Here is a 22,000-nt window from a genome sequence, read left to right on the forward strand (position 1 = left end):
CTTTCACTTTTTGCCAACTGAAATCATGTTGGCAAAAAGTCGGTAAGCACCCGTTACGCCGGCCGGTAATTCCCTGAAAAACGACAAACCTGTGTAAATGTAATGCCCTTTCCCATATTGGGCGTAGAGTACACTGCCTTCTTTCGGTGATTCGCCTTTATCGTTTCCTGAAAATAATGCCTGATAATTCTTTTTATCCCAATTTGACGCGAAGTAAAGTCCGCGCTCCTGGATCCATCCCTGAAAATCCTTCTCAGTAATTTTGTTCGGATAGTTTAGGAGCGGGCTTTCAGGGATTAATGGACGCATTTCTGCATCTTCTTCAGTAATCCTGTCCCTGCCAAGTTCAATGTTAAACGGGCCGATCTGCTTTACTTTTTGACCCGGAATGGTATATTGGACAATCATCGTACCCCCATTTTTAACGTAATCCATCAGCTTTTCCTGATAATTGGCCAGATAACCTTCGGTATTATATGCCCGAACGCCCACCACAATGGCATCGTATCCTGCGAGATCTTTGGACAAACCAGCCTCATTCAGCATAGTCACCTGGCAATCCATCTGGCGTAATGCAGTGGGAACATCGTCGCCGGCGCCGGCAATGTACCCGATGTTCTTCGCAGTGACTTTTACATCCACTTTTGCCAGTCTCGCCTCTGCTGTCGGAAAAATGGTTTGACTGGGAATATGGTGGTAGGCAATGGTTTTGATCGATTTATCAAATGTTTTACCCTCTACGGTCGCAATCGCTTTTAATGTAACTTCCTGATTTCCGGTTGGTGGCGTAATCGCGAATGTGAAATATTGTTGCTGATACTTATTTGTAAATTGAAACTCAGCCGATTCCGGGACCGATTTCCAGCCAGCTGCAAGTTGCGGGCGAATGGAACCTTTCACATTCTGGCGCTGCGCCTGAACCAGCATCGTCACGTTTTTAGGCTCCATGGTTGGGAAAATGTAAACGGGCTCAGTAATCGTGGCGGTAATTGCCGGCCTGATTTCAAATGGCCGGTAAATTTCACCTTCGGCGGGATCTGCAAATTTGTAAATCCAGGGACGGCTGACCGTAAATGTCTGACCACCAATCTCAAAACGGAACATTGTTTTTGTCCCGGGCCTATTTTCGGGAAATCCGATATCCTGCTGATTATCAATTTGAAAAATGCCTTTGTCTAATGGTTTTTCGAGCCAATACGGCTGACTGATTTTCAAATCTGCCGGCAGCGTTGTATTGATCGGATAGGTGTATAGGTTATTTGGGTCGAGATTTAGATTTAACGTCGTATCGCTCGCGATCCCGGTGTAACGCATGGAAAGTAACTTCACAGGAAAGTTGGACCTTTTAGTAATGGAAACGCGGATCGACGTTTTATCACCTGCAACTGCTGAATAATCGTCCGGATTCGTTTCAAACCAAAGACCTGCGCATTGCAGGATCAAATCCTGAACCTCTTCCTTTTTCGCTTTCATGTACATGTTGGCCGAATCCAGCCGAAGCAATTCTGCATGTACTTTCAGCAGGTCCGGAATGGAGGCAGACGGGTTACTTACTGAAAAACTTTTTATGGTTTGCGAAATGAGCGCCTGCGTTTTTTCACTTCCCTTAATCCGTTTCCAGGAAATATCAACACCGTCAAAAAGCCCTTTTTCAGCTTTTTGGCCAACTTTATGTAAAAAATAATCCGTCCGTTTCCCTCTCTGTGGCGAACTTCCAAATCCCTGGCTTTTGTGCTGGCTGCGACTTTCCGCTGCGATCTCCGTATAAGATTTACCCAAAATGGAATTATAACCGCCGATTTCAATGGAGATGTACGAGCTCTTTTCTTCGGTAGGTGTATCGTTGGTGAAATTGGGCGTGTAGCTATTCCAGACCAATCTTTTTGCCTGCCACGGTTTCACAAATTTCAATTGGTCCGGGTAGGATTTCGGATCGGCGGCTAATGCAAATCCTTCTTCCGCGAGGTACGCCGAAGTTTGATGGTGACCATGACCAGCGCGCGGATCCGGTGGAAACCGGGTAATGATCACATCCGGCCGAAACTTTCGGATCATCCAGACGACATCTCCCAGGATTTTATCCTTGTCCCAAAAAGTCAATGTTTCTTCCCGGGTTTTGGAAAAACCAAAATCATACGCTCTCGAAAAAAACTGCTGAGCTCCATCGATTTTTCGCGCACCGAGCAGTTCCTGCGTCCGGATCACACCGATGTTATATCCCTGTTCCGCGCCGATCAGGTTTTGACCGCCATCGCCACGTGTCAATGAAAGGTATCCCGTCCGAACGAGCTGATCCTTTGATAAATATGAAAGCATCAATGTATTCTCGTCGTCAGGATGCGCCGCAATGTACAGGACTGAGCCAAGTACATTCAGTTTTTTAATATTCTGGAAAATTTCACTGGAGGAAAGGGATGGAACTTGTGCTGAAAGCTTTAAAGAAAGTACCAGAAGGAAAATCGTAAAAGTACGCTGCATATTAGGGTTTAGGTTACGTTTTAGCATTCAAACAGTCCAGGTCAGGACATAATCTTCAAAATTATCATAGCCAACCTGAACGGATTCAGTGTGATCCGGATGTATCAGTTTAACCTCAATCGAACCTTTTTGGTTGCCGGAAAAAGGATTTGTAACGATATGTTTTTTTAAATCAAAGTCCGGGTTTCCTGCAAATTTGAAAACAGATTCCTTGGCCGACCAGATCGTGTGAAGCAACAGGTTATCATCGGCGTCCACCCACATTTGCTCTTCTTCATTCAGGAAAAAATCAGATCCTTTTGAAATGCCGGGCTTTATCTTCTGAATATCAATGCCAATGGATTTGTTGTTGTCCAGATAAACACACACAAACGCACCGGAATGCGACATGGAGATGAAATGGTTGTTACCTTTTAAAAATGGTTTTCCATTCTCGTGATAGACAATTTCAGCGTCGCGGCCACTCATATTTTTAAGTAATGCCCTGCACGCCAGCCATTCCTGTCTCCGGTTATCTGTTTTTTTTTCGGTTAATACGCGTTGATCTGTCTCCGTTAATTCGACCAGCTCTCTCAGTTCCTGCCAGGATTCCGTCATTTGCCAAAGGCCTATCTGTGCATCTTCCGAGAGCTTTTTTATGTAACTGATCCCCATTTATTACTAATTTTGATCTAAACAGACAGAATAATGACAGTCTGTTTCTCCGGATATGTGGCCCAAAAACAAACTAGCAAGAAGAATCCTTAAATCACTCAGCATTTTCCTGCTGGTCGCCGGGGTACTGTTCGGATTATTCATCTGGCGCATTCGGGTACCAGCACCCAAACTTGAAAGTACAAAAACTACCGAAAGTTACAAACGGGTGAAAGTGGCCGAAAACCATTATGCCGTTGGGAATTGCTGGTTGAAAAAAAACAAACACGGGATTTGGGAAATGTACCTCGAAGGTGCTCCATATGAGCGCGGGCTAATTTACGGCATTCTTGCAAAGGAATTAATGGAGAAGCAGGAAGTCCATTTCGTAGCTCAGATCAATGAATTGATACCCAGTCATTTCTTTTTACAAGTGTTAAAAGGTTTTGTAGGCTGGTTCAACCGGGATATTTATAAATATATTCCGGAGGAAAATCAGCAGGAAATTTACGGTGTTTCGCAATCTTTTTCGGAAAAATTCAATTACATCGGCCCGAAATATTACCGGATACTCAACTACCACGCAGCACACGATATCGGCCACGCGCTCACGGACCTGAATATGGTAGGCTGCACCTCATTTGCGGTAAATCACTCATTATCAAAAGATTCAACTTTACTCATAGCCCGGAATTTCGACTTCTATATGGGCGACGCGTTTGCAGAGGATAAGCTCATCGTTTTTATGAAACCCGACAAAGGTTACCGGTTTGCCTCCTACGCCTGGGCGGGTTTGACCGGAGTAGTTTCGGGAATGAACGAAAAAGGGATTACCGTCACGTTAAATGCATCCAAATCGGACATTCCGTTTACGGCCAAAGAGCCCATTTCGATCCTGGCCCGGGAAATACTGCAATATGCGGGCACGATCGAGGAAGCAAACCGCATTGCGGGTAAAAGTGAAACCTTTGTTTCGGAATCTTTGCTGATCGGCTCTGCAGCTGATGATAAGGCGGTTATCATTGAAAAATCGCCGCAAAAAATGGATGTGTACCAGTCGGGGAAGGATTTTCTGGTTTGTGCGAATCATTATCAGAGTAATGCATTCATTAAAGATTCGGTCAATATTAATAACATACAAAACAGCGATTCCAAATCGCGGTTTGATCGGATGACGCAGCTAATGGAAAGATATCATCCGATGGATGTTGCGGATGCGGCTCATATACTGAGAGATAAAGAAAGTTTAAATGACAAATTCATCGGGTATGGAAACTCAAAATCGTTGAACCAACTGATTGCACATCACGGTATTTTATTCAAGCCGGCCAAAAAAGAAATGTGGATTTCAACTCCGCCGTACCAGCTTGGCGCATTCATTTGCTACGATCTTGCGGAAGTATTTTCCGGTAAAAAACAGTTTGGGGCGGTCGATTCATTGCAGATCGATGCAGATCCGTTTCTGGAATCTGCAGGGTATAAGAAGTTTCAGGCATTTAAGGAAACCAGGCAGAAAATTACTAAATACGTCATGCTTGACGCCCCATTCGAGCTAAGCCAGGAAGAAGAAATCGCTTTTGTCTTCAATAATCCACAAAGTTATCTTACATACTCCTCTCTAGGCGATTATTTCAAAAAGAAAAAGAATTTTAAGAAGGCAGTCCATTATTATGAAGAAGCGCTGAAACGCGATGTTTCATCTCTCGGGGAGGAAAAGTTAATCCGGAACCGGATTGCAGAGTGTAAGAAAATAACTTTTCTGTTTTTTAGTTTCAAAACCAACCCAAAATGACCACCAGTATGCATCATGCTGAGACGCCCGAGCATAAGTTGAAATACCTGCTTTCTTATGTAAGCGATCATTCTCCATACTATCAAAAGGTATTTCGGGAAAAAAGCATTGATATTGACTCGATACTGATTGCCGGTGATCTTGTCAAATTGCCATTTACTACCAAGGATGACCTGGCTGCTGCAAACGATGATTTTTTGTGTGTACCAAAAAGCCGGATCACGGATTTTGTGACGACATCGGGTACATTGAGTGACCCTGTCGCATTTTACCTGACCGATGCGGATATTGAAAGGCTTGCTACCAATGAGTCGGAGTCGTTTAAATGTGCTGGAGGAAGTGAACACGACATTTACCAGTTGATGACGACAATTGACCGTCGATTTATGGCTGGATTGGCGTACTGGATGGGTGCGCGCAAAATTGGTGCGGGAATGATCCGCGTAGGGCCGGGCGCGCCATTTCTTCAATGGGAGTCCATTCAGCGGTTTTCGCCGACGGTGATTATTGCGATCCCATCCTTTATTCCACGATTGATCGATTATGCAATTGCCAATAATATTGACTTCCGGTCATCCAGCATTCAGTCCATTATCTGCATCGGGGAGCCGATCCGAAATTCCGATTTTACATGGAACGAACTGGGTAAACGCATTACTTCACAATGGAATGTAAAGCTTTACTCCACTTACGCATCCACCGAAATGGGCGCGGCATTTACCGAATGCGGCGAAGGAAAAGGCGGACATCTCAATCCGGACCTGCTCATTCTGGAAGTGGTGGATGAAGACGGGAATGCAGTGAAAGACGGTGAGCTGGGGGAAGTGGTAGTGACGACGCTGGGTGTGGAAGGAATGCCATTACTACGTTACAAAACCGGCGATTTATGTCATGTATATTACAGTCCGTGCGCGTGCGGACGCACCAGTCCGAGGCTGGGGCCGGTGGTGGGAAGGAAGCAGCAGATGATCAAGTTCAAAGGCACGACGATATTTCCACCGGCATTGTTCGATGTGCTTGATATGGTGAAGGAAATTGAATTGTACCAGGTCGTGGTTTCGAAGAATGAGTTTGGAAATGATGAGATTACGATACTTCTGCCGATGCATTTGCAGACGCCGGTATTCAAGGAAATGCTGCATTCATTGTTCAAATCGAGGCTGCGTGTGACGCCCGGTTTTGACTTCATTACCGCTGAAGAACTTACGTTTCGAATGTACAAACAGGAGAAACGCAAACCTGAAAAATTGATCTATATTTGAACCCTCTATTACCATATAAAATAAAATTACTCAGATGAAAAAGTTTGTCAATGCCTCATTTTTGGCCATTATTGCTATGGTCACCCACGCTACGTTAGCACAAAGAGTCGATCTTAAATCCGGCGATTTAGCTGTTTTGTCAGGTCAAAAAACAATCAACATCGAGTACGATTATTCTGAATTCGGCGTCGGCAAATTCGCTACCGAAAAAGAGTATCTCGAGAAAAAATCAGCCGAGTACAATGCCAAGGAAGCAGGTCGCGGCGACAATTGGAAAAAGGCCTGGGTGGATGATCGCAAAAACCGTTACGAGCCGAAATTCGAAGAACTTTTTAACAAAGGTTTGGAAGACAAAGGTCTGCAGGTAATCCAGTCACGTCCGGACGCGACATACACGATGATCGTTCGTACCAAGTTTGTAGAGCCGGGTTTCAACGTCGGTGTTATGCGTAAAAATGCCTATGTGGATTACGAAATCGATGTGGTTGAATCTGCGAATAAATCGAGTAAAGTTGCTGAGCTGGGAATGCGTAATGTACCGGGCAGCATGGCGATGGGAATGGACTTCGATACCGGTGCACGCCTGGCCGAATCGTATGCGAAAGCCGGGAAAACCCTTTCTGCATTTCTTGATAAAAAGCTTAAATAATTAGTCGCTACTAAATCTATTACTCTATGAAAAAGCTATTATTTATTGCATTTGTTCTTTTAACCGCGGGGAACGTGTCCGCCGATAACACGATGGCGGATCTGTTTGCGGGCAAAACGAAGCTCGTTTTCCTGGGTCTGGATTTTACACAGGCCAAATACATCGGTACCGTAGGTTTTACCGATCCGTCAGCGATTCAAAACCAGCACATTGTGAGCTGGAACAACCTGATCGAAATGGAGCCGAAGAAGTTTTCACTCCAAAAAGCATTTAACCTGAAAGATGATCAATATGCCTCAAAAGTGGCGGATATGATCAAGTTTAACAAGGCAGCAAGCGTAGCCGACAACATCATTGACTCTGAGTATTCGATTACAGAAGATCAGGTCAAAAAATCGGTTTCGAAATATGCATTATCCGAAACAGATGGGGTTGGGTTGGTTTATGTGGTTGAATCACTGAACAAAACGGCTGAAAAACTGATCGTTTGGGCAACGTTTATCGACCTCAAAACAAAGAAAGTGCTTTATACAGAAAAAGTGGAAGGTAAGGCTGGCGGCTTTGGTTTTCGCAACTACTGGGCCGGCGGCGTGTACAAAATCAACCAGGAAATAGATTCCAAATTGTATAAAAAGTGGAGCAAGTCTTATAAAGCTTAGAAAGTGAACAGAATTGTTTATTTTTAAAATTCTGATTTCATTACCGATACCATAGCATTTCTTTGTAAGCTGTGAGTTGTTTGCCGGTTTTGGTAAACGATTCACAGCTTACTGTTTAACAGATAATCAACAAACGTGCGTTTCACAACATTGTTCTTTTCACTGCTTGTCACATTGCTGCTTTCAGGATGTGGCAAAATGCTTTATCGCTCGGCCGAGAAGTCATTCAACAAGGGTGTAAAGAACCAGCCATACGACGCGATCATCGTTCCCGGATTTCCTTATAATGGTCAGAAATGGGATATGGTGCACCAGTTGCGGATTCACTGGGCGTATTATCTGTACTCGAAAGGGTATACCAGGAATATCATCTTTTCCGGGTCAGCCGTTGCGACACCGTATATTGAAAGCCGGGTGATGGCAAAATACGCCGAGGCGCTGGGTGTACCCAGGGAGCATCTATTTACGGAGGAAAAAGCGGAGCATAGTACGGAAAACATTTACTATTCGTACCGGCTTGCAAAAGACTTGGGCTTTTCTAAAATTGCGCTGGCAACTGATCCGATCCAAAACAGTTACATGAAACGGTTTATCAAACGCTACGAGCTGCCGATCGGATTAATGCCTACCGTAATCGATACAATCAAAACCATCAACGTTTACGAGCCGAAAATCGAATTGAGCAACACCATGAAGCCGAATTTTGAAAAACTTTCGGCCCGCGAGAACTTTTTTCAGCGATTTCGCGGGACAATGGGGAAATACATCCTCTGGCATGAGGAGGACTTGAAAAAGAAAAAATACAGGCGAAAATATAAAGACCGGATTATACCTTCTTCAGAAAAAAGTCAGGAACATTAAACGCTTACAATGAAAAAAGATTTATCGGCCATCGAAGCCAAGTATGAAGCCCAGAAAATTGCGTTCGGCCCCATGTATTTCCAGTCGGTTATTGCGCTGAGAGATCTGGGAATCCTGCAGTTTATCAGTAATCACCGAAAAGGAGTAAGCATTGAAACGATTATCGAGCAGGTGGAAGTTTCGGAGTATGGTGTAAATCTGCTTTTGGAGGCGGCAGAAATTTTGGGAGTGGTGGAGATTGAAAACGATGTGGTCAAGATCAGTAAGACTGGTTTCTTTCTATTAAAGGATGAAATGACCCGGGTGAATATGAATTTCATGAACGACGTTTGCTACCTCGGTGCCAAAAACATGACCGAAAGCATTGTCAAAGGAAAACCGGAGGGATTGAAAGTACTGGGCGACTGGCCGACGATCTATGAGGGTTTATCGATATTACCGGAGCCGGCGAAAACTTCCTGGTTTGAGTTCGACCATTATTATTCCGACAATGCATTCCCGGATGCGTTGAAAATCGTTTTCAGGAAAAAACCAAAACTCCTTTTCGATGTCGGTGGGAATACCGGTAAATGGTCGTTTGCGTGCTGCGATCACGATCCGGATGTAAAAATCAAGGTTCTCGATCTTCCCGTCCAGCTGAATGTGGCAAAAGGCAATGCGACTGCAAAAGGCTTACTCGACCGAATTGAATTCCATGCCATTGACCTGCTGGATGCGTCCCAAAAAATCCCGCAAGGCGCTGATGTGATCTGGATGAGCCAGTTCCTGGATTGCTTTTCAAAAGAAGAAATCATTCAAATCCTGAAAAATGCGTGTCAGGCAGCCTCTGAAAACACGACACTATTTATCCTGGAACCATTTTTTGATAACCAAAATTACCCTGCGGCGCATTACAGTCTCGTGGCTACGTCACTTTACTTTACCATTATGGCGAACGGTAATAGCAAAATGTATCGCCTGGAAGTAATGAAAGACCTGGTGGTTCAGGCTGGTTTTGAGGTAGTTGAGACATATCCGCTCATTGGCGACAGTTATCACACCATCCTGGAATGCCGAAAAAAGCAGGCGTGATGATCTTTTTGAAAACATAATTCGTAAATGTCGAAATGAAACGTGCTGTTGTTATTTACCTTTTAGGAATTTGCGTCTTAAGTGCATTTGGGCCAGTTCAAACAGATAAGACAGGCTTTTACAAAGCCTTGTCGAGCGGGGATGAAGCAGTTCTGGATAAAGCGCTTTCCAGGCTGGAAAGCGAAAAAGCTTCTTCTAAGATCAATGCCTATAAAGGTGTGCTTATCATGAAAAAAGCCGGCTTCGTAAAGGGAGTGGGGGGCAAGTTGAAGACATTCAAACGAGGTGCGGCACTTCTTGAAGATGAAATCAAAGCTAATCCGGACAATACCGAATTCCGATTTTTACGACTCACTATCCAGGAACATGCGCCGGGCATTTTGAAATACAACAAACACCTGGATGAAGATAAGCAAGCTGTTGTTTCAGGTTACAGGAAGCTTAATCCTGAATTGAAGGCGGTTATTTCCGGCTATGCAAAGGAATCGAAGGTTTTAAAAGAGACTGACTTGAAGTAGGTCTGTAAAAGAATAGATTTTAAATGAGACGAATACTGGTAGTCAACTACTCGCAAACCGGACAGCTGAATGAGATCATCGACCAATTTTTGTTGCCGTTTGAAGCTAAGACAGTAGAACGGCTGGAAATCCATCCCGCCAAACCGTTTGTATTTCCCTGGACTACTGACGAGTTTTTCGACAAAATGCCGGAATGTGTTTTAGAAGAACCCATTGAACTGAAACCATTTCAATTTTCTGCTGAGCATTACGATTTGATCGTTCTCGGATACCAGCCGTGGTTTCTTTCTCCGTCCCTGCCTATCACCTCAATTTTAAAAGATCCGTCATTCAAAAGCAGAATGAAAGATACTCCGGTTGTTACCATTATCGGCGGCCGGAATATGTGGATCAATTCGCAGGAAAGCATTAAAAAACTGATTAAAGAGGCGGGTGGAAAGCTGGTGGGCAACATTCCTTTTATGGACAGAATATCTAATCTGGTGAGTGCGGTGACAATCTTGCATTGGATGCTCACCGGACGGAAGGATAGTAAATGGAATATTTTTCCCCTCCCGGGTGTTAGCAGGGACGATATCAAAAGTGGGTCCAGGTTCGGCAGCATTGTGAGAAAAGCATTTGAGAAGAACGAATATGGCCAGCTGCAAAGCCAGATTTTGGCTACGGGATTAATTGAAATACCGACCGATATTTTATTTATAGAACAACGGGCCAAGAAACTTTTCAGGATCTGGGCCAATTTGATCAAGAAAAAAGGGACGACTCCCGCGAAGCGAAAAAGGCTCGTCGGATTCTTTAAATATTACCTTTTGATTGCCCTTTTCATGGTAGCTCCCGTAATCTTATTTGTTTATAATTTGCTGGTGGCACCTTTTACCGGAAATACGATTAAGAAGAAAAAAGAATACTTTTGTGGTGTAGAAACCAATTAATAATGTCAGAAGCATATATTACCAGGATTGCCAAGTTTTTGCCGAATGAGTCCGTTTCGAATGAGGAAATGGAAGATTATTTAGGATACATCAACGGAAAACCATCGAAATCGAAAGCCATCGTTTTACGGAACAACGGTATAAAAAGCAGATACTACGCACTTCGCAAAGATGGAGCGCCAACGCATACCAATGCGGAAATGGCGGCCCTGGCAATTCATGGTTTGTTTAAAAAAAATCCGGCTGAGCTCAGTGAAATTGACCTGTTGAGTTGTGCCACATCCAGCCCGGATCAGTTGATGCCATCGCACGGCTCAATGGTCCACGGTTACCTTCCGAGCACTTCGTCGGTGGAAGTTGTTTCTCCTTCCGGCGTTTGCTGCGCGGGGATGCATGCATTTAAGTATGCCTACATGGTTGTGAAGTTGGGCGAAAAGGAAAAAGCAGTAGCCTGCGCATCGGAAAGGTTATCATCTGTGTTGCGGTCGAACCAGTTTGAAGATGAAGTGCAACACCTTCAGAGGTTAGAGCAAAATCCCTATATCGCCTTTGAAAAAGACTTTCTGAGATGGATGTTATCTGATGGAGCCGGGGCATTTCTGGTAGAACCAAAACCGAATGAAGAAGGTATTTCGCTTAAAATCGACTGGATTGAAGGCGTTTCGTACGCAAATGAGCAGGAAGCATGCATGTATATGGGTGCCGAAAAGCTCAAAGACGGATCACTTAAAAGCTACAAAGACTATCCACCGGAAGATATTCAGGAACAATCTATTTTTAGTATCAAGCAGGATGTGAAGTTGTTAGGGGAAAAAATCGTTAAATTAGGTTTTGCCAAATTGAAATCAATCCTTGACAAAAAAGGGATGAACATCGACGAGGTGAGCTACTTTCTCCCGCATTTGTCCAGCTATTTCTTTGAAGGAAAGATCGACGAGTATCTGAAAGAGCAGGGAATGGGGATACCGAAAGAGAAATGGTACACCAATCTGGTCACAAAGGGAAATGTCGGGGCCGCCTCGATTTATATGATGCTGGAAGAAGTCTTTACCAGTGGCGCTTTAAAAAAAGGTGAAAAAATACTTTTGGCGGTGCCGGAAAGTTCGCGCTTTTCGTATATGTTTTGTTTACTAACCGTGTGTTGATAACAAATTTCATTTCATCAAATGAAAAAAGAAGACCTTCCACAGGATCCCGGTGCGCTGGATAAGTTTACCCGGGAAGTTTGCTACGTCAAAAACGACGACGGTAAATATGAAACTGCGTTAAGCCGCGGCTGGGAAGTGAAAAAGCAGGCACTGGACAGTGCCTGGGATGAAGTGAACGAGCGTATCGAGGAGGCGCGGCAGGCGGTGGTTCGGGGAGAAAAGAGTCCGGTACATTATTTCATGGAACTCAGGTTAATGGACCTGCCGGTACTCGCTGGCTACACCGGGTTTTTTCCATTCTTTATTAAAAGACATTTGAAACCTTCGGTTTTTGAAGGTTTGAGCGAGCGCAAGCTCGAAAAATATGCGAGGGCTTTCGATATTTCCGTGAGTGAGTTGAAAAATTTTAAAGGTTGACCGAGTGAATATTGATAGTCAGACGGATGCATTCCGCCACGTTCAGACAGCCCATTGTGAAAACGGAGTTACGACCGCATTGCTGCGGTACCACGGCCTCGATTTTATGACTGAGCCTTTGGCTTTTGGGATGGGGTCTGGGTTGTTTTACATACAAATCCCATTTTTAACTGTCAACAACGGGCCGGCCATTTCTTTCAGGACGATGCCCGGCGCGATTTTCAGCCGCACATGTAAGTCGCTGGGAGTAGAGGTGACAAGAAAGAAATTTTCGAGTACAGCTGCGGCAGAGTCATTTCTGGACAAGAAAGTACAAGAAGGTGTGCCGGTAGGCTGCCAGGTCGGCGTGTTTCACCTGGCCTATTTTCCAAAGGAATATCGTTTCCATTTTAATGCGCATAACCTCATCGTATACGGGCAGGAAGATGACCGGTATTTGGTCAGTGATCCGGTGATGGAGGATGTGACTTCATTATCAAAGCCGGAACTGACCCGCGTGCGATTTGCACAGGGTCCGCTCGCCCCCAAAGGACATATTTATTTTCCCAATAAAATAACACCCATCACCGACGACATCATCCGCAAGGGCATTATCAAAGGAATACGCAGGAACGTTCGGGACATGCTCAGGATTCCCGGAAATTTTGCGGGAGTAGATGGCATCAGACACACTTCCAATCACATTCGTAAATGGCGTGATAAACTGGGATTGAAAAAAGCCAGCCTTTACCTTGGACAGATCGTTCGGATGCAGGAAGAAATCGGAACGGGTGGCGGCGGTTTCCGCTTCCTTTACGGTGCGTTCCTCGAAGAAGGTGCGGCGTATCTGCAGGATGACAGGGTAGCTACTATTTCCGAAGATTTTACAAAAGCAGGAGATATGTGGCGGGCCAGCGCGATAAAAATGGCCGGAGTCTATAAAGGCAGATTAACGGAACAAAAGGATTTTGAAGAAATTGCTGATATGCTGCTGGACATCCGTTTGGTAGAAAAGGAAGCTTTTCAAAAACTTTCCAAACTGAATCTTGGAAAGTAAGAATCCACATACGTTATGACGGAACCGGTATGCATTGAGATTCAGCACGTTTCAAAAAGATATAAATCTTCTCAGGAAGACAGTCTGTCGGGTATTAACCTAAAAATCCATTGCGGCGACGTTTTCGGATTACTTGGGCCAAATGGCGCCGGCAAGACCACACTCATATCCATTCTTTGTGGAATCATCCCGGCATCGACCGGTGAAGTAAATTACTATATCGACGGTTCCAGGATCTCCGACAATGAACGAAAGAGCAGAATAGGCTTTGTTCCGCAGGAATATGCTTTTTACCAGGAGCTGAGTGCTCGTCAGAACCTGGATTACTTTGGGGCGATGTATAACATTCCTAAAAAGGACCTGAAAACAAGAAGAGAACATTTGCTCGAAGTTTTAGGGTTGGAAAAATCGGCCGATAAAAAAGTTGGCACATTCTCCGGTGGGATGAAACGGCGCATTAACCTGGCGATCGGGATCATTCATGAACCTGCGATACTATTTTTGGACGAACCCACCGTCGGCGTCGATGTACAGAGCAGGAATGCCATTATACGGTATCTGCAGCAAGTCAATCAGGCAGGTACCACCATTATTTACACGTCCCATCACATGTCCGAGGCAGAAGAATTTTGCAAACATATTGCTCTGATCGATCATGGAAAGGTTATTGCTAACGGTGAGTTGAAAATGTTAAAAGTGCAAAATGCCGTTTCCAGTTTGCAGTCTTTGTTCATTAAACTAACGGGCGAAGCGTACCGGGATTAATTATGTTCAAACTATTTTCATCCTTACGCAAGGAATTTCTGCTGCTCATTAATGACAAAACCGGACTTGCATTAATGTTCCTGATGCCATTGTTACTGGTTTTCATCATCACCATCATTCAGGACAGCGCCTACAAAATGGTGAACGAGAACCAGATCCCGCTGCTGGTCGTGAACCACGATGATGGAAAGGAGGGAGATAAACTTGTCGCATTATTGACTAAATCCGGCCTGTTTAAAGTAGATAGCCAAAATAGGATCCAGCAAAAAGCATTAAGGTCGGAGTTGCTGGCGCGTGGTAAAATGCTGGCATTATACATTCCAAAAACGTTCTCGGCTGGTCTGGAAAGCAATGCCGGTGACGTGAGTACCATATTAATGGACGATCTGGGGCTGGAGCATGACACAACTGACAAACCGAAAGTGGATATGCCGAGCCTTTCATTCTATAATGATCCGGTTTTGCAGGAAAATTACAGCACATCCGTCATGGGCATCATTCAATCTTACATGAGCGTTATTGAGAACTCGCTGATGATTGACCGCATGTATACTTCCATGGATCTCGGAGATAAATCGGAGGTTTTGAAAGATAAGATGATCTCAAACCGGGTAAAGATTGATCAGATCATCGCCACCAACAATAACTCGACTGCTATACCCAATTCAACGCAACATAATGTGCCGGCGTGGACCATTTTCGCGATGTTTTTCATGGTTGTCTCATTAGGCAGCAACATTGTAAAGGAACGGATCAGCGGCAGCTTTTTGAGGCTCAAAACCATGCCAACCACATTCATGCTCGTGATGTTCAGTAAAATGACCATTTATGTCATCGTTGCCGTATTACAGGTGGCGCTCACGTTTTCAATGGGAATCTGGATTTTACCCCGTTTAGGACTTCCGATGCTGGCGTTTCCGCAGAATTTTATCGCAATGGCTGCGGTCGTTTTTATGAGCAGTATGGCGGCCGTAAGCTATGCTTTAATGATCGGCGCTCTTTCTAAGACCGAGCAACAGGCGAATGGCTTCGGGGCGATTTCGATCATCATTTTTGGGGCGATCGGCGGAATTTTAGTACCGACATTCGTAATGCCCGGGTTTATGCAGTTTGCCAGCAACTTTTCCCCGCTGCATTGGTGCCTGGAAGGTTTTTACGTTTTGTTCCTCAAAGGAGGAAGCTGGCATGAACTCCGGCATGTATTTGCTTTTTTAGGTGTTTTTATTCTGATTTGTCAGGTCGGCACCTATTTTAAGCTCAGGCTGGAAAGAATTATTTAAGTTTAAACTCGCACCAAGTAATTTCAACTCATCATGAATATAGAAAGCTTAAAACCCATCCTCAAAGGTCAGATCGTACAGTACTTGAATTTATTAGACATTAATCCGGAAGACATCAGGGACGATGAACCGTTGTTTGGCGGCGAGCTGGGACTCGACTCCATTGATTCGCTCGAACTGGTTGTGCTTTTAGAACGGGAATATGGAATTAAGATCAACAATCCCGCGGAAGGCAGGAAAATACTGGTCGATGTGAACCGTATGGCCGAATACATTTTATCAAATACCAAACCTGCAGGTGCATGAGTAAAGTGCTGATCACGGGAATGGGCATTATTTCGGCGATTGGTGAAAACCTGGCTGAAAATCACGAAAGCCTGAGGAATGCCCGCACGGGTATTTCAAAAGCTACCCATTTCGAGTCGCATTATGCAACTTTATTACCTTTCGGAGAATGCAAAATCAGTAACGATAAACTCAAAGAAACACTTGGCTTAGAAAGTAGCCCGGGGTATACCCGGACTTGTCTTCTCGCCATTAAAGCGTTTACCGAAGCTATTGAAGATGCGCAACTCTCTCCGGATCAACTGTCTTCATTTGATACGGTCTTCATTTCTGCCAGTACAGTCGGAGGAATGTGCCTCACAGATCAGCTTTATAAAGATGCCAATTTACGGTCAGATGGTTCGGAATATCTCGATGCTTATGGCTGCGCATCTCACGCACTGAAAATCATTAACAGGTTTAGAATCAGAGGGTTTAGCGATACTGTGAATACGGCATGTTCGTCATCCGCCAATGCGATTATGCTTGGTGCGCGACTGATCAGGTCGGGACGTGCTAAACGAGCGATTGTCGGTGGGGTCGATAGTCTTGCAAAATATACTGTTAATGGTTTCAATGCGCTGAAAATCCTTTCTGAGTCTGCATGTAAGCCTTTCGATGAAGAACGCGACGGATTAAATCTGGGTGAAGGCGCCGCCTATCTGGTTTTGGAATCGGAAGAAACTGTGGGGGATAAAAAAGTATATGCGGGAGTGGCGGGCTATGGAAATGGGAACGATGCTCACCATCCCTCCGCAATGTCGGACGACGCAATCGGAGCTATTCGATCCATGCGGGAAGCTGTTGAATCTTCCCGCATAAGTTTCGGAGAAATCGGATATGTGAATGCCCATGGAACCGGCACCCGGAACAATGACGAGGTCGAACTTTACGGGCTGAGTAAGCTGTTCAAGGACATTCCACCGTATAGCTCAACAAAATCCTTCACCGGACATACATTGGGAGCGGCAGGGGCTGTTGAGGCGATTTACAGCGTTTTAAGTATTGTAAGTTCAGAACTATACCCAAGCCTGAATGTGCAAAACCCGATGAGCGCACGTCCGATTGCTGCATTTGAACGCAACCGTGAGATTACATATGCGCTTTCCAATTCTTTTGGTTTCGGCGGAAATTGCACCTCGCTCGTTTTTGGGGCGGTTCGTTAATCCTGCTGCATTAACGCAGTCAGGATTTTTTGTGCGGCCACAGAAATGATGGTTCCAGGTCCGAAAATGCCTTTTACACCTTCATCATACAAAAACTGATAATCCTGTGCGGGGATTACACCTCCCGCAATCACCATAATATCTTCCCGTCCCAGCTTTTTCAATTCACTGATCAACTCCGGGATAAGCGTTTTGTGCCCTGCCGCGAGACTGGAAGCCCCGATTACGTGAACGTCATTTTCGGCTGCTTGCCAGGCTACTTCTTTTGGTGTCTGAAAAAGCGGGCCAATGTCCACGTCAAATCCCAGGTCTGCAAAGCTGGTTGCAATTACCTTCGCACCCCGGTCGTGACCATCCTGTCCCATTTTTGCTACGAGAATGCGGGGACGTCGACCTTCCGATTCCGCAAATTGGTCAGACATTTCGAGCGCGAGACGAAAGTTCTCATCGTCGGATGCCTCCGCGCGATAAACGCCCGATACTGATCGAATTGTTGATTTATAACGTCCGAATTCTCTCTCCATCGCATCCGAAATTTCCCCCAATGTAGCTCTTTTGCGTGCTGCATCCACAGCTAATGCCAGCAAATTAGTTGTCATATCTTTGCCGCCGGATTGCCTGCAAGCTTCTGTTAATGCATTCAGAGATTGAATAACCGCGTCTGAGTCACGATTAGCTCTGATCTGATCCAATGCACGGATCTGAGACTGGCGCACAGATTCATTATCGATATGCAAAAGATCCAGAACATGCGTGTCGCTCGTTTTAAAACGGTTCATTCCTACAATCACTTCCCGCCCGGAATCAATGCGCGCCTGTTTTCTGGCGGCAGCTTCCTCAATGCGCATTTTCGGCAGTCCAGTTTCAATCGCCATGGTCATACCTCCCAGGTTTTCGACTTCCTCAATGAGCTGCCACGCTTTTTGGGCCAACTCGTTTGTCAAAAATTCGACGTAGTAGGAACCGCCCCAGGGATCCACAGCCTTGCACAAGTCAGTTTCGCCCTGGATAAAAAGCTGAGTATTTCGCGCAATGCGTGCAGAAAAGTCCGTAGGCAAGGCCATGGCTTCGTCCAATGAATTCGTATGCAGCGATTGAGTATGGCCCATTACCGCCGCCATTGCCTCGATCGTCGTGCGGGCGACATTATTAAATGGGTCCTGCTCGGTGAGGCTGTATCCGCTGGTTTGGCAATGCGTCCGGAGCATGAGCGACTTCTCATTTTTTGGATCAAACCGCTTTACGATTTTTGACCAAAGCAGCCGCCCGGCCCTCATTTTGGCGATTTCCATAAAATGGTTCATCCCAATCCCCCAGAAAAACGAAAGCCGCGGCGCGAAGTCATCAATGTCGATACCGGCGCGTATTCCGGTCCGGATGTATTCGAGACCGTCGGCGAGGGTATATGCCAGCTCGATATGGGCCGGCGCACCGGCTTCATGCATGTGGTAGCCGCTGATGCTGATCGAATTGAAGCGTGGTAGAAATCGTGATGCGTAAGCAAAAATATCGCCTACAATCCGCATGGATGGCGCAGGCGGATAAATATAAGTATTGCGCACCATGAATTCTTTCAGAATGTCATTCTGGATCGTACCCGACAAAAGCTCCGGCTGAATGCCTTGTTCTTCCGCAGCAACAATAAAAAAGGCCATAATCGGAATCACTGCGCCATTCATCGTCATCGAAACCGACATTTGGTCAAGCGGGATCTGATCAAAAAGAATCTTCATATCTTCAACGGAATCGATTGCCACACCCGCTTTTCCCACATCGCCGGTTACCCTCGGATGGTCGGAATCGTAGCCACGGTGTGTAGCCAGGTCGAAAGCCACGGAAAGTCCCTTTTGCCCGGCTGCAAGATTTCTTTTGTAAAATGCATTGGATTCAGTGGCAGTGGAAAAACCGGCATATTGGCGGATGGTCCACGGACGTTCGAGGTACATACTGGCGTACGGTCCGCGCAGGTAAGGTGGCAAGCCTGCGTTTGAATCCGGGACGTCGGGCAGATCGTTTTTTGTAAAAAACGGTTTTAACTTAATCCCTTCCGCAGTTAGAATGCTTTTCAGGTGGGTCTCCCCGGTGCCTGGATTATCTTTCGATATACTGATCTGTTTAAAATCCGGTTTCATCGTGTCTCCGGTTTTACTTGAATGATACCATTTTCAACACAAGAAATGAATCCGCCTTTTTCTTCGATATCAAGAAACAGTTCCCAGGCTTTTTCCACAAGATTCAATGTCATACTTTCCAGTGAATAGGAACCTGCCGCCGGGTCCGCAACGTGTTCCAAACCGCTTTCATAACGCATAATGGATGATATATTCCGGGTAATGCGTTCTGCGAATTCAGCGGAACCTGCATGAATGGAAGAGACCGTCAATGCATTGCATCCGCCCAATACCGCACTCATTGCAGAAGAGGAGGCGCGGATTAATTCATCGTAAGAAGAGTCAGGAGTGTTGCTGGGGGACGTTTTTGCTTGTAAAAAAGGATTACATACTTCGTCGGGAAGCTGGTAGGCACGCGATATCCTGCGAAGCAGAAATCGCAACGCTCTCAATTTTGCGATTTCGGTAAGGTACTTTGGCCCGATAGCAACTGAAAAAAAGATCCTGTTTAATGCCAATAATGGGGCAATTCCTGCCTCAGTCAAAAGATCCATGTAAGTAACCGTTTCCGCCAGGATACAGGCAAGCTCGCGCGCAGGATCAGCTCCATTAGCGTGATATAAATGCGATTCAACCGAGCAGACCCTGAATTCACGCATATTCTTAGTCAGGTTCAAAAGTGTGACGATTTGCCCGATTGGTTTTTCAAATCTCTCACCGGTTTCGGCCCAGTTTGCAATGGGATCAAAGACAACTCCGCCTTTTATATAATACCCCGCGTGTTTGGAAATATGATTGAACAGTTCTGCGGCATTTTCTTTTGTTCTAAAAAAAACAGCCGTATCGCTAAGCCGGACCCCGTGAAGCAATTTGGGGAATTCACATTTTGCAAATGGCAATTCACCCAGATCAACTAAAACAGCATCAGCGCCATTTTCGAGATTATTTTTAATGGCCAAATTGGTTTGTGCCGGCCCATGAAATGCAATCAGAGGGGTGTTCAGCCAGCCGGGTACTTTCTTCTGGGAATGCTGAATGGCTAAAACTTTCTGTGGGTCAATATCCTTTCCGGTTACATAAGAATCAAAATGTAATCCAGGTCCCGCATCCCATTGAAGCGCCGTTTCAAACTTTTCTTTCAGTTCTTTCCTGGCCTGTTTTTCCCAGTCATTTTTAGTTGTTGGAGGAAATTCGGCAAATAAATTGGCGGCCATTTTTGGATTGTTTTCGAGGTTTGAAAGACGTTCCGACAAAAGCAAAGCTACTAATTTGCAGTTATAATTATAGGTGAAAAAAGCATTGAGCAGTTGTCCCCGGTCATCTTGCGTTTAATTCGGCCGATTTTATTTTATGGCTTGTAGAAACATTGCTTTGATGGTAAATTGAACATTGGATCAATCTTGGGAGATCAGGTATTTTTATATCTTTGCCGTCCCTTAAAATAAGAAGCGAGTTTTGGTAAGTCATACATTGGATAGAACAAACGCAAATACTGAGGTAGACCAGATCTGGAATGCATGCCTGAGAGTGATCCAGCAGCACATTCCTGATCAGAGTTTTAGGACGTGGTTTGAGCCAATAAGACCTTTGAAACTCTATGGAAAAGTTCTCACTATCCAGGTACCCAGCCAGTTTTTCTACGAATGGCTGGAAGATAATTATGTTAATCTTTTAAGGAAAGCACTCGATTACGCCATTGGCAGGGATGGTATGTTGGAATATTCCATTATTGTGGATAAGGGCAATGAAAAGCACCAGCCGCTGACCATGAATGTTTCGACACCTAAATCGCCGAATTATTCGAAGCCGGATAATTTTGTAAACGATCCGAGACTGGGCTCCAACCATCGCGACAAAGACCAGGATTCAATGAACCTGGATACCTATCTGAATCCCAACTATTCATTTGATAATTTCATCGAGGGAGATTGTAACCGTCTGGCGCGCTCAGCGGGTTTTGCGGTGGCCCAGCGTCCCGGACTCACCTCATTCAATCCGTTGATGATGTACGGTGGGGTAGGGCTTGGCAAAACGCATTTGGTGCAGGCCATCGGAAACTACATCATGAACCACTTTGATAACAAGCTGGTACTTTACGTGTCGTCCGAAAAGTTTACCAACCAGTTTATCAATTCCATTAAAAACAATACCCTGCAGGATTTCACCGATTTTTATATGAAGGTGGATGTGCTGGCGATTGACGACGTGCAGTTTCTTTCAGGAAAGGAAAAAACGCAGGATACGTTCTTCCATATATTCAACCATTTGCACCAGCTCGGCAAGCAGATCATCATGACGAGCGACCGTCCTCCGCGCGAACTGCAGGGTTTGCAGGACCGGTTGTTATCGCGTTTTAAATGGGGGCTTACCGCCGATCTGCAGGCGCCTGATTTCGAGACACGTATCGCCATTATCCAAAAGAAAATCCAGTCGGAAGGGATTTTTATCGATTACGATGTGATTGAATACATTGCGCACAGTGTGAATTCCAACGTACGTGAACTGGAAGGCGTGATCGTTTCCCTGATGGCGCAGGCGTCGCTCACAAGACGGGAAATTGATGTGGAGCTTGCGAAAAATACATTGCGAAACATCGTGATGAATGAAAGCAAGGAAGTTACCATCGATACGATCCAGGAAGTGATTGCCGATTATTTTCAGGTGACTATCGCTGATCTTAAAAGCAAAAGCCGAAAGAAAGAAGTGGTGTATCCAAGGCAGCTGGCTATGTTTTTGGCAAAAGAATACACCGACCTCCCTCTAAAATCCATTGGCTACCATTTCGGTGGCCGCGACCATAGCACGGTTATCCATTCCATTCAAAGCATCAACCTTTTAATGGACGAAACTCCCGACGTGGAAGAAACTTTACAGAAGCTGCGCAGTTACTTTAAGTAA

At 45.1% G+C, this 22,000-nt stretch carries 20 protein-coding genes; 16 read left to right on the plus strand and 4 right to left on the minus strand.

Features of this window, described 5'->3' with window-relative positions; genetic code table 11:
• Positions 1 to 3 precede the first annotated feature (3 nt).
• Positions 4 to 2,478, minus strand: coding sequence for a PIG-L family deacetylase (locus tag LZG72_RS25745; RefSeq protein ID WP_233878022.1), 2,475 nt, complete (start codon positions 2,476 to 2,478; stop codon positions 4 to 6).
• Positions 2,479 to 2,505: 27 nt separating this feature from the next.
• Positions 2,506 to 3,132 carry a 4'-phosphopantetheinyl transferase superfamily protein gene (locus LZG72_RS25750; RefSeq protein ID WP_233878023.1) on the minus strand — a complete coding sequence of 209 codons (627 nt, stop codon included), beginning with the start codon at positions 3,130 to 3,132 and terminating at the stop codon, positions 2,506 to 2,508.
• Between the two features lie 55 nt (positions 3,133 to 3,187).
• Between LZG72_RS25750 and LZG72_RS25755 the strand changes: the two genes are divergently transcribed.
• The 15 genes from LZG72_RS25755 to LZG72_RS25825 all read left to right on the plus strand — a co-directional run bounded on the left by LZG72_RS25755 (position 3,188) and on the right by LZG72_RS25825 (position 16,991).
• Positions 3,188 to 4,903: a C45 family peptidase gene (locus tag LZG72_RS25755; RefSeq protein WP_233878024.1), complete on the plus strand. Its 1,716-nt coding sequence runs from the start codon at positions 3,188 to 3,190 to the stop codon at positions 4,901 to 4,903.
• Positions 4,900 to 6,165: a phenylacetate--CoA ligase family protein gene (locus tag LZG72_RS25760; RefSeq protein ID WP_233878025.1), complete on the plus strand. Its 1,266-nt coding sequence runs from the start codon at positions 4,900 to 4,902 to the stop codon at positions 6,163 to 6,165. The genes LZG72_RS25755 and LZG72_RS25760 overlap by 4 nt, the downstream gene beginning before the upstream one ends.
• 34 nt (positions 6,166 to 6,199) lie before the next feature.
• On the plus strand, positions 6,200 to 6,814 hold the full coding sequence (locus tag LZG72_RS25765) for a hypothetical protein (protein WP_233878026.1): 615 nt from the start codon (positions 6,200 to 6,202) through the stop codon (positions 6,812 to 6,814).
• Between the two features lie 26 nt (positions 6,815 to 6,840).
• Complete coding sequence (locus tag LZG72_RS25770) at positions 6,841 to 7,473, plus strand: hypothetical protein (protein WP_233878027.1); 633 nt, start codon at positions 6,841 to 6,843, stop codon at positions 7,471 to 7,473.
• Between the two features lie 135 nt (positions 7,474 to 7,608).
• Positions 7,609 to 8,334, plus strand: coding sequence for a YdcF family protein (locus tag LZG72_RS25775; RefSeq protein WP_233878028.1), 726 nt, complete (start codon positions 7,609 to 7,611; stop codon positions 8,332 to 8,334).
• A 9-nt stretch (positions 8,335 to 8,343) separates the two neighbouring features.
• Positions 8,344 to 9,405, plus strand: a complete 1,062-nt coding sequence (locus LZG72_RS25780; RefSeq protein WP_233878029.1) for a methyltransferase — start codon at positions 8,344 to 8,346, stop codon at positions 9,403 to 9,405.
• 35 nt (positions 9,406 to 9,440) lie between these two features.
• Positions 9,441 to 9,923 (plus strand): hypothetical protein, encoded by a 483-nt coding sequence (locus LZG72_RS25785; protein WP_233878030.1) that lies wholly within the window; start codon positions 9,441 to 9,443, stop codon positions 9,921 to 9,923.
• 23 nt (positions 9,924 to 9,946) lie between these two features.
• On the plus strand, positions 9,947 to 10,855 hold the full coding sequence (locus LZG72_RS25790; RefSeq protein WP_233878031.1) for a hypothetical protein: 909 nt from the start codon (positions 9,947 to 9,949) through the stop codon (positions 10,853 to 10,855).
• A 2-nt stretch (positions 10,856 to 10,857) separates the two neighbouring features.
• Positions 10,858 to 12,000: a beta-ketoacyl-ACP synthase III gene (locus LZG72_RS25795; protein ID WP_233878032.1), complete on the plus strand. Its 1,143-nt coding sequence runs from the start codon at positions 10,858 to 10,860 to the stop codon at positions 11,998 to 12,000.
• Between the two features lie 21 nt (positions 12,001 to 12,021).
• The gene (locus LZG72_RS25800) at positions 12,022 to 12,420 is read left to right on the plus strand and encodes a hypothetical protein (protein WP_233878033.1); all 399 of its coding nucleotides are present in this window, start codon (positions 12,022 to 12,024) and stop codon (positions 12,418 to 12,420) included.
• A gap of 4 nt (positions 12,421 to 12,424) precedes the next feature.
• Entirely contained in the window at positions 12,425 to 13,456 is a 1,032-nt protein-coding gene (locus LZG72_RS29370) for a BtrH N-terminal domain-containing protein (RefSeq protein ID WP_233878034.1), read from the plus strand.
• 15 nt (positions 13,457 to 13,471) lie between these two features.
• A complete protein-coding gene (locus LZG72_RS25810) occupies positions 13,472 to 14,221 on the plus strand; it encodes an ABC transporter ATP-binding protein (RefSeq protein WP_233878035.1) in 750 nt (249 codons plus the stop codon).
• 2 nt (positions 14,222 to 14,223) lie between these two features.
• The gene (locus LZG72_RS25815; protein WP_233878036.1) at positions 14,224 to 15,501 is read left to right on the plus strand and encodes an ABC transporter permease; all 1,278 of its coding nucleotides are present in this window, start codon (positions 14,224 to 14,226) and stop codon (positions 15,499 to 15,501) included.
• 33 nt (positions 15,502 to 15,534) lie between these two features.
• The gene (locus LZG72_RS25820) at positions 15,535 to 15,807 is read left to right on the plus strand and encodes a phosphopantetheine-binding protein (protein ID WP_233878037.1); all 273 of its coding nucleotides are present in this window, start codon (positions 15,535 to 15,537) and stop codon (positions 15,805 to 15,807) included.
• On the plus strand, positions 15,804 to 16,991 hold the full coding sequence (locus LZG72_RS25825) for a beta-ketoacyl-[acyl-carrier-protein] synthase family protein (protein WP_233878038.1): 1,188 nt from the start codon (positions 15,804 to 15,806) through the stop codon (positions 16,989 to 16,991). The genes LZG72_RS25820 and LZG72_RS25825 overlap by 4 nt, the downstream gene beginning before the upstream one ends.
• Here the strand turns inward: LZG72_RS25825 and scpA are convergent.
• Entirely contained in the window at positions 16,988 to 19,123 is a 2,136-nt protein-coding gene (scpA, locus tag LZG72_RS25830) for a methylmalonyl-CoA mutase (protein WP_233878039.1), read from the minus strand. The genes LZG72_RS25825 and scpA overlap by 4 nt on opposite strands.
• On the minus strand, positions 19,120 to 20,316 hold the full coding sequence (locus LZG72_RS25835) for a methylmalonyl-CoA mutase family protein (protein WP_233878040.1): 1,197 nt from the start codon (positions 20,314 to 20,316) through the stop codon (positions 19,120 to 19,122). Before LZG72_RS25835 ends, scpA begins: the two co-directional genes overlap by 4 nt.
• A gap of 256 nt (positions 20,317 to 20,572) precedes the next feature.
• Between LZG72_RS25835 and dnaA the strand changes: the two genes are divergently transcribed.
• Positions 20,573 to 22,000, plus strand: a complete 1,428-nt coding sequence (dnaA, locus tag LZG72_RS25840; RefSeq protein ID WP_233878041.1) for a chromosomal replication initiator protein DnaA — start codon at positions 20,573 to 20,575, stop codon at positions 21,998 to 22,000.

The sequence above is a fragment of the Dyadobacter sp. CY323 genome, from assembly GCF_021390245.1.
Taxonomy (GTDB): Bacteria; Bacteroidota; Bacteroidia; order Cytophagales; family Spirosomataceae; genus Dyadobacter.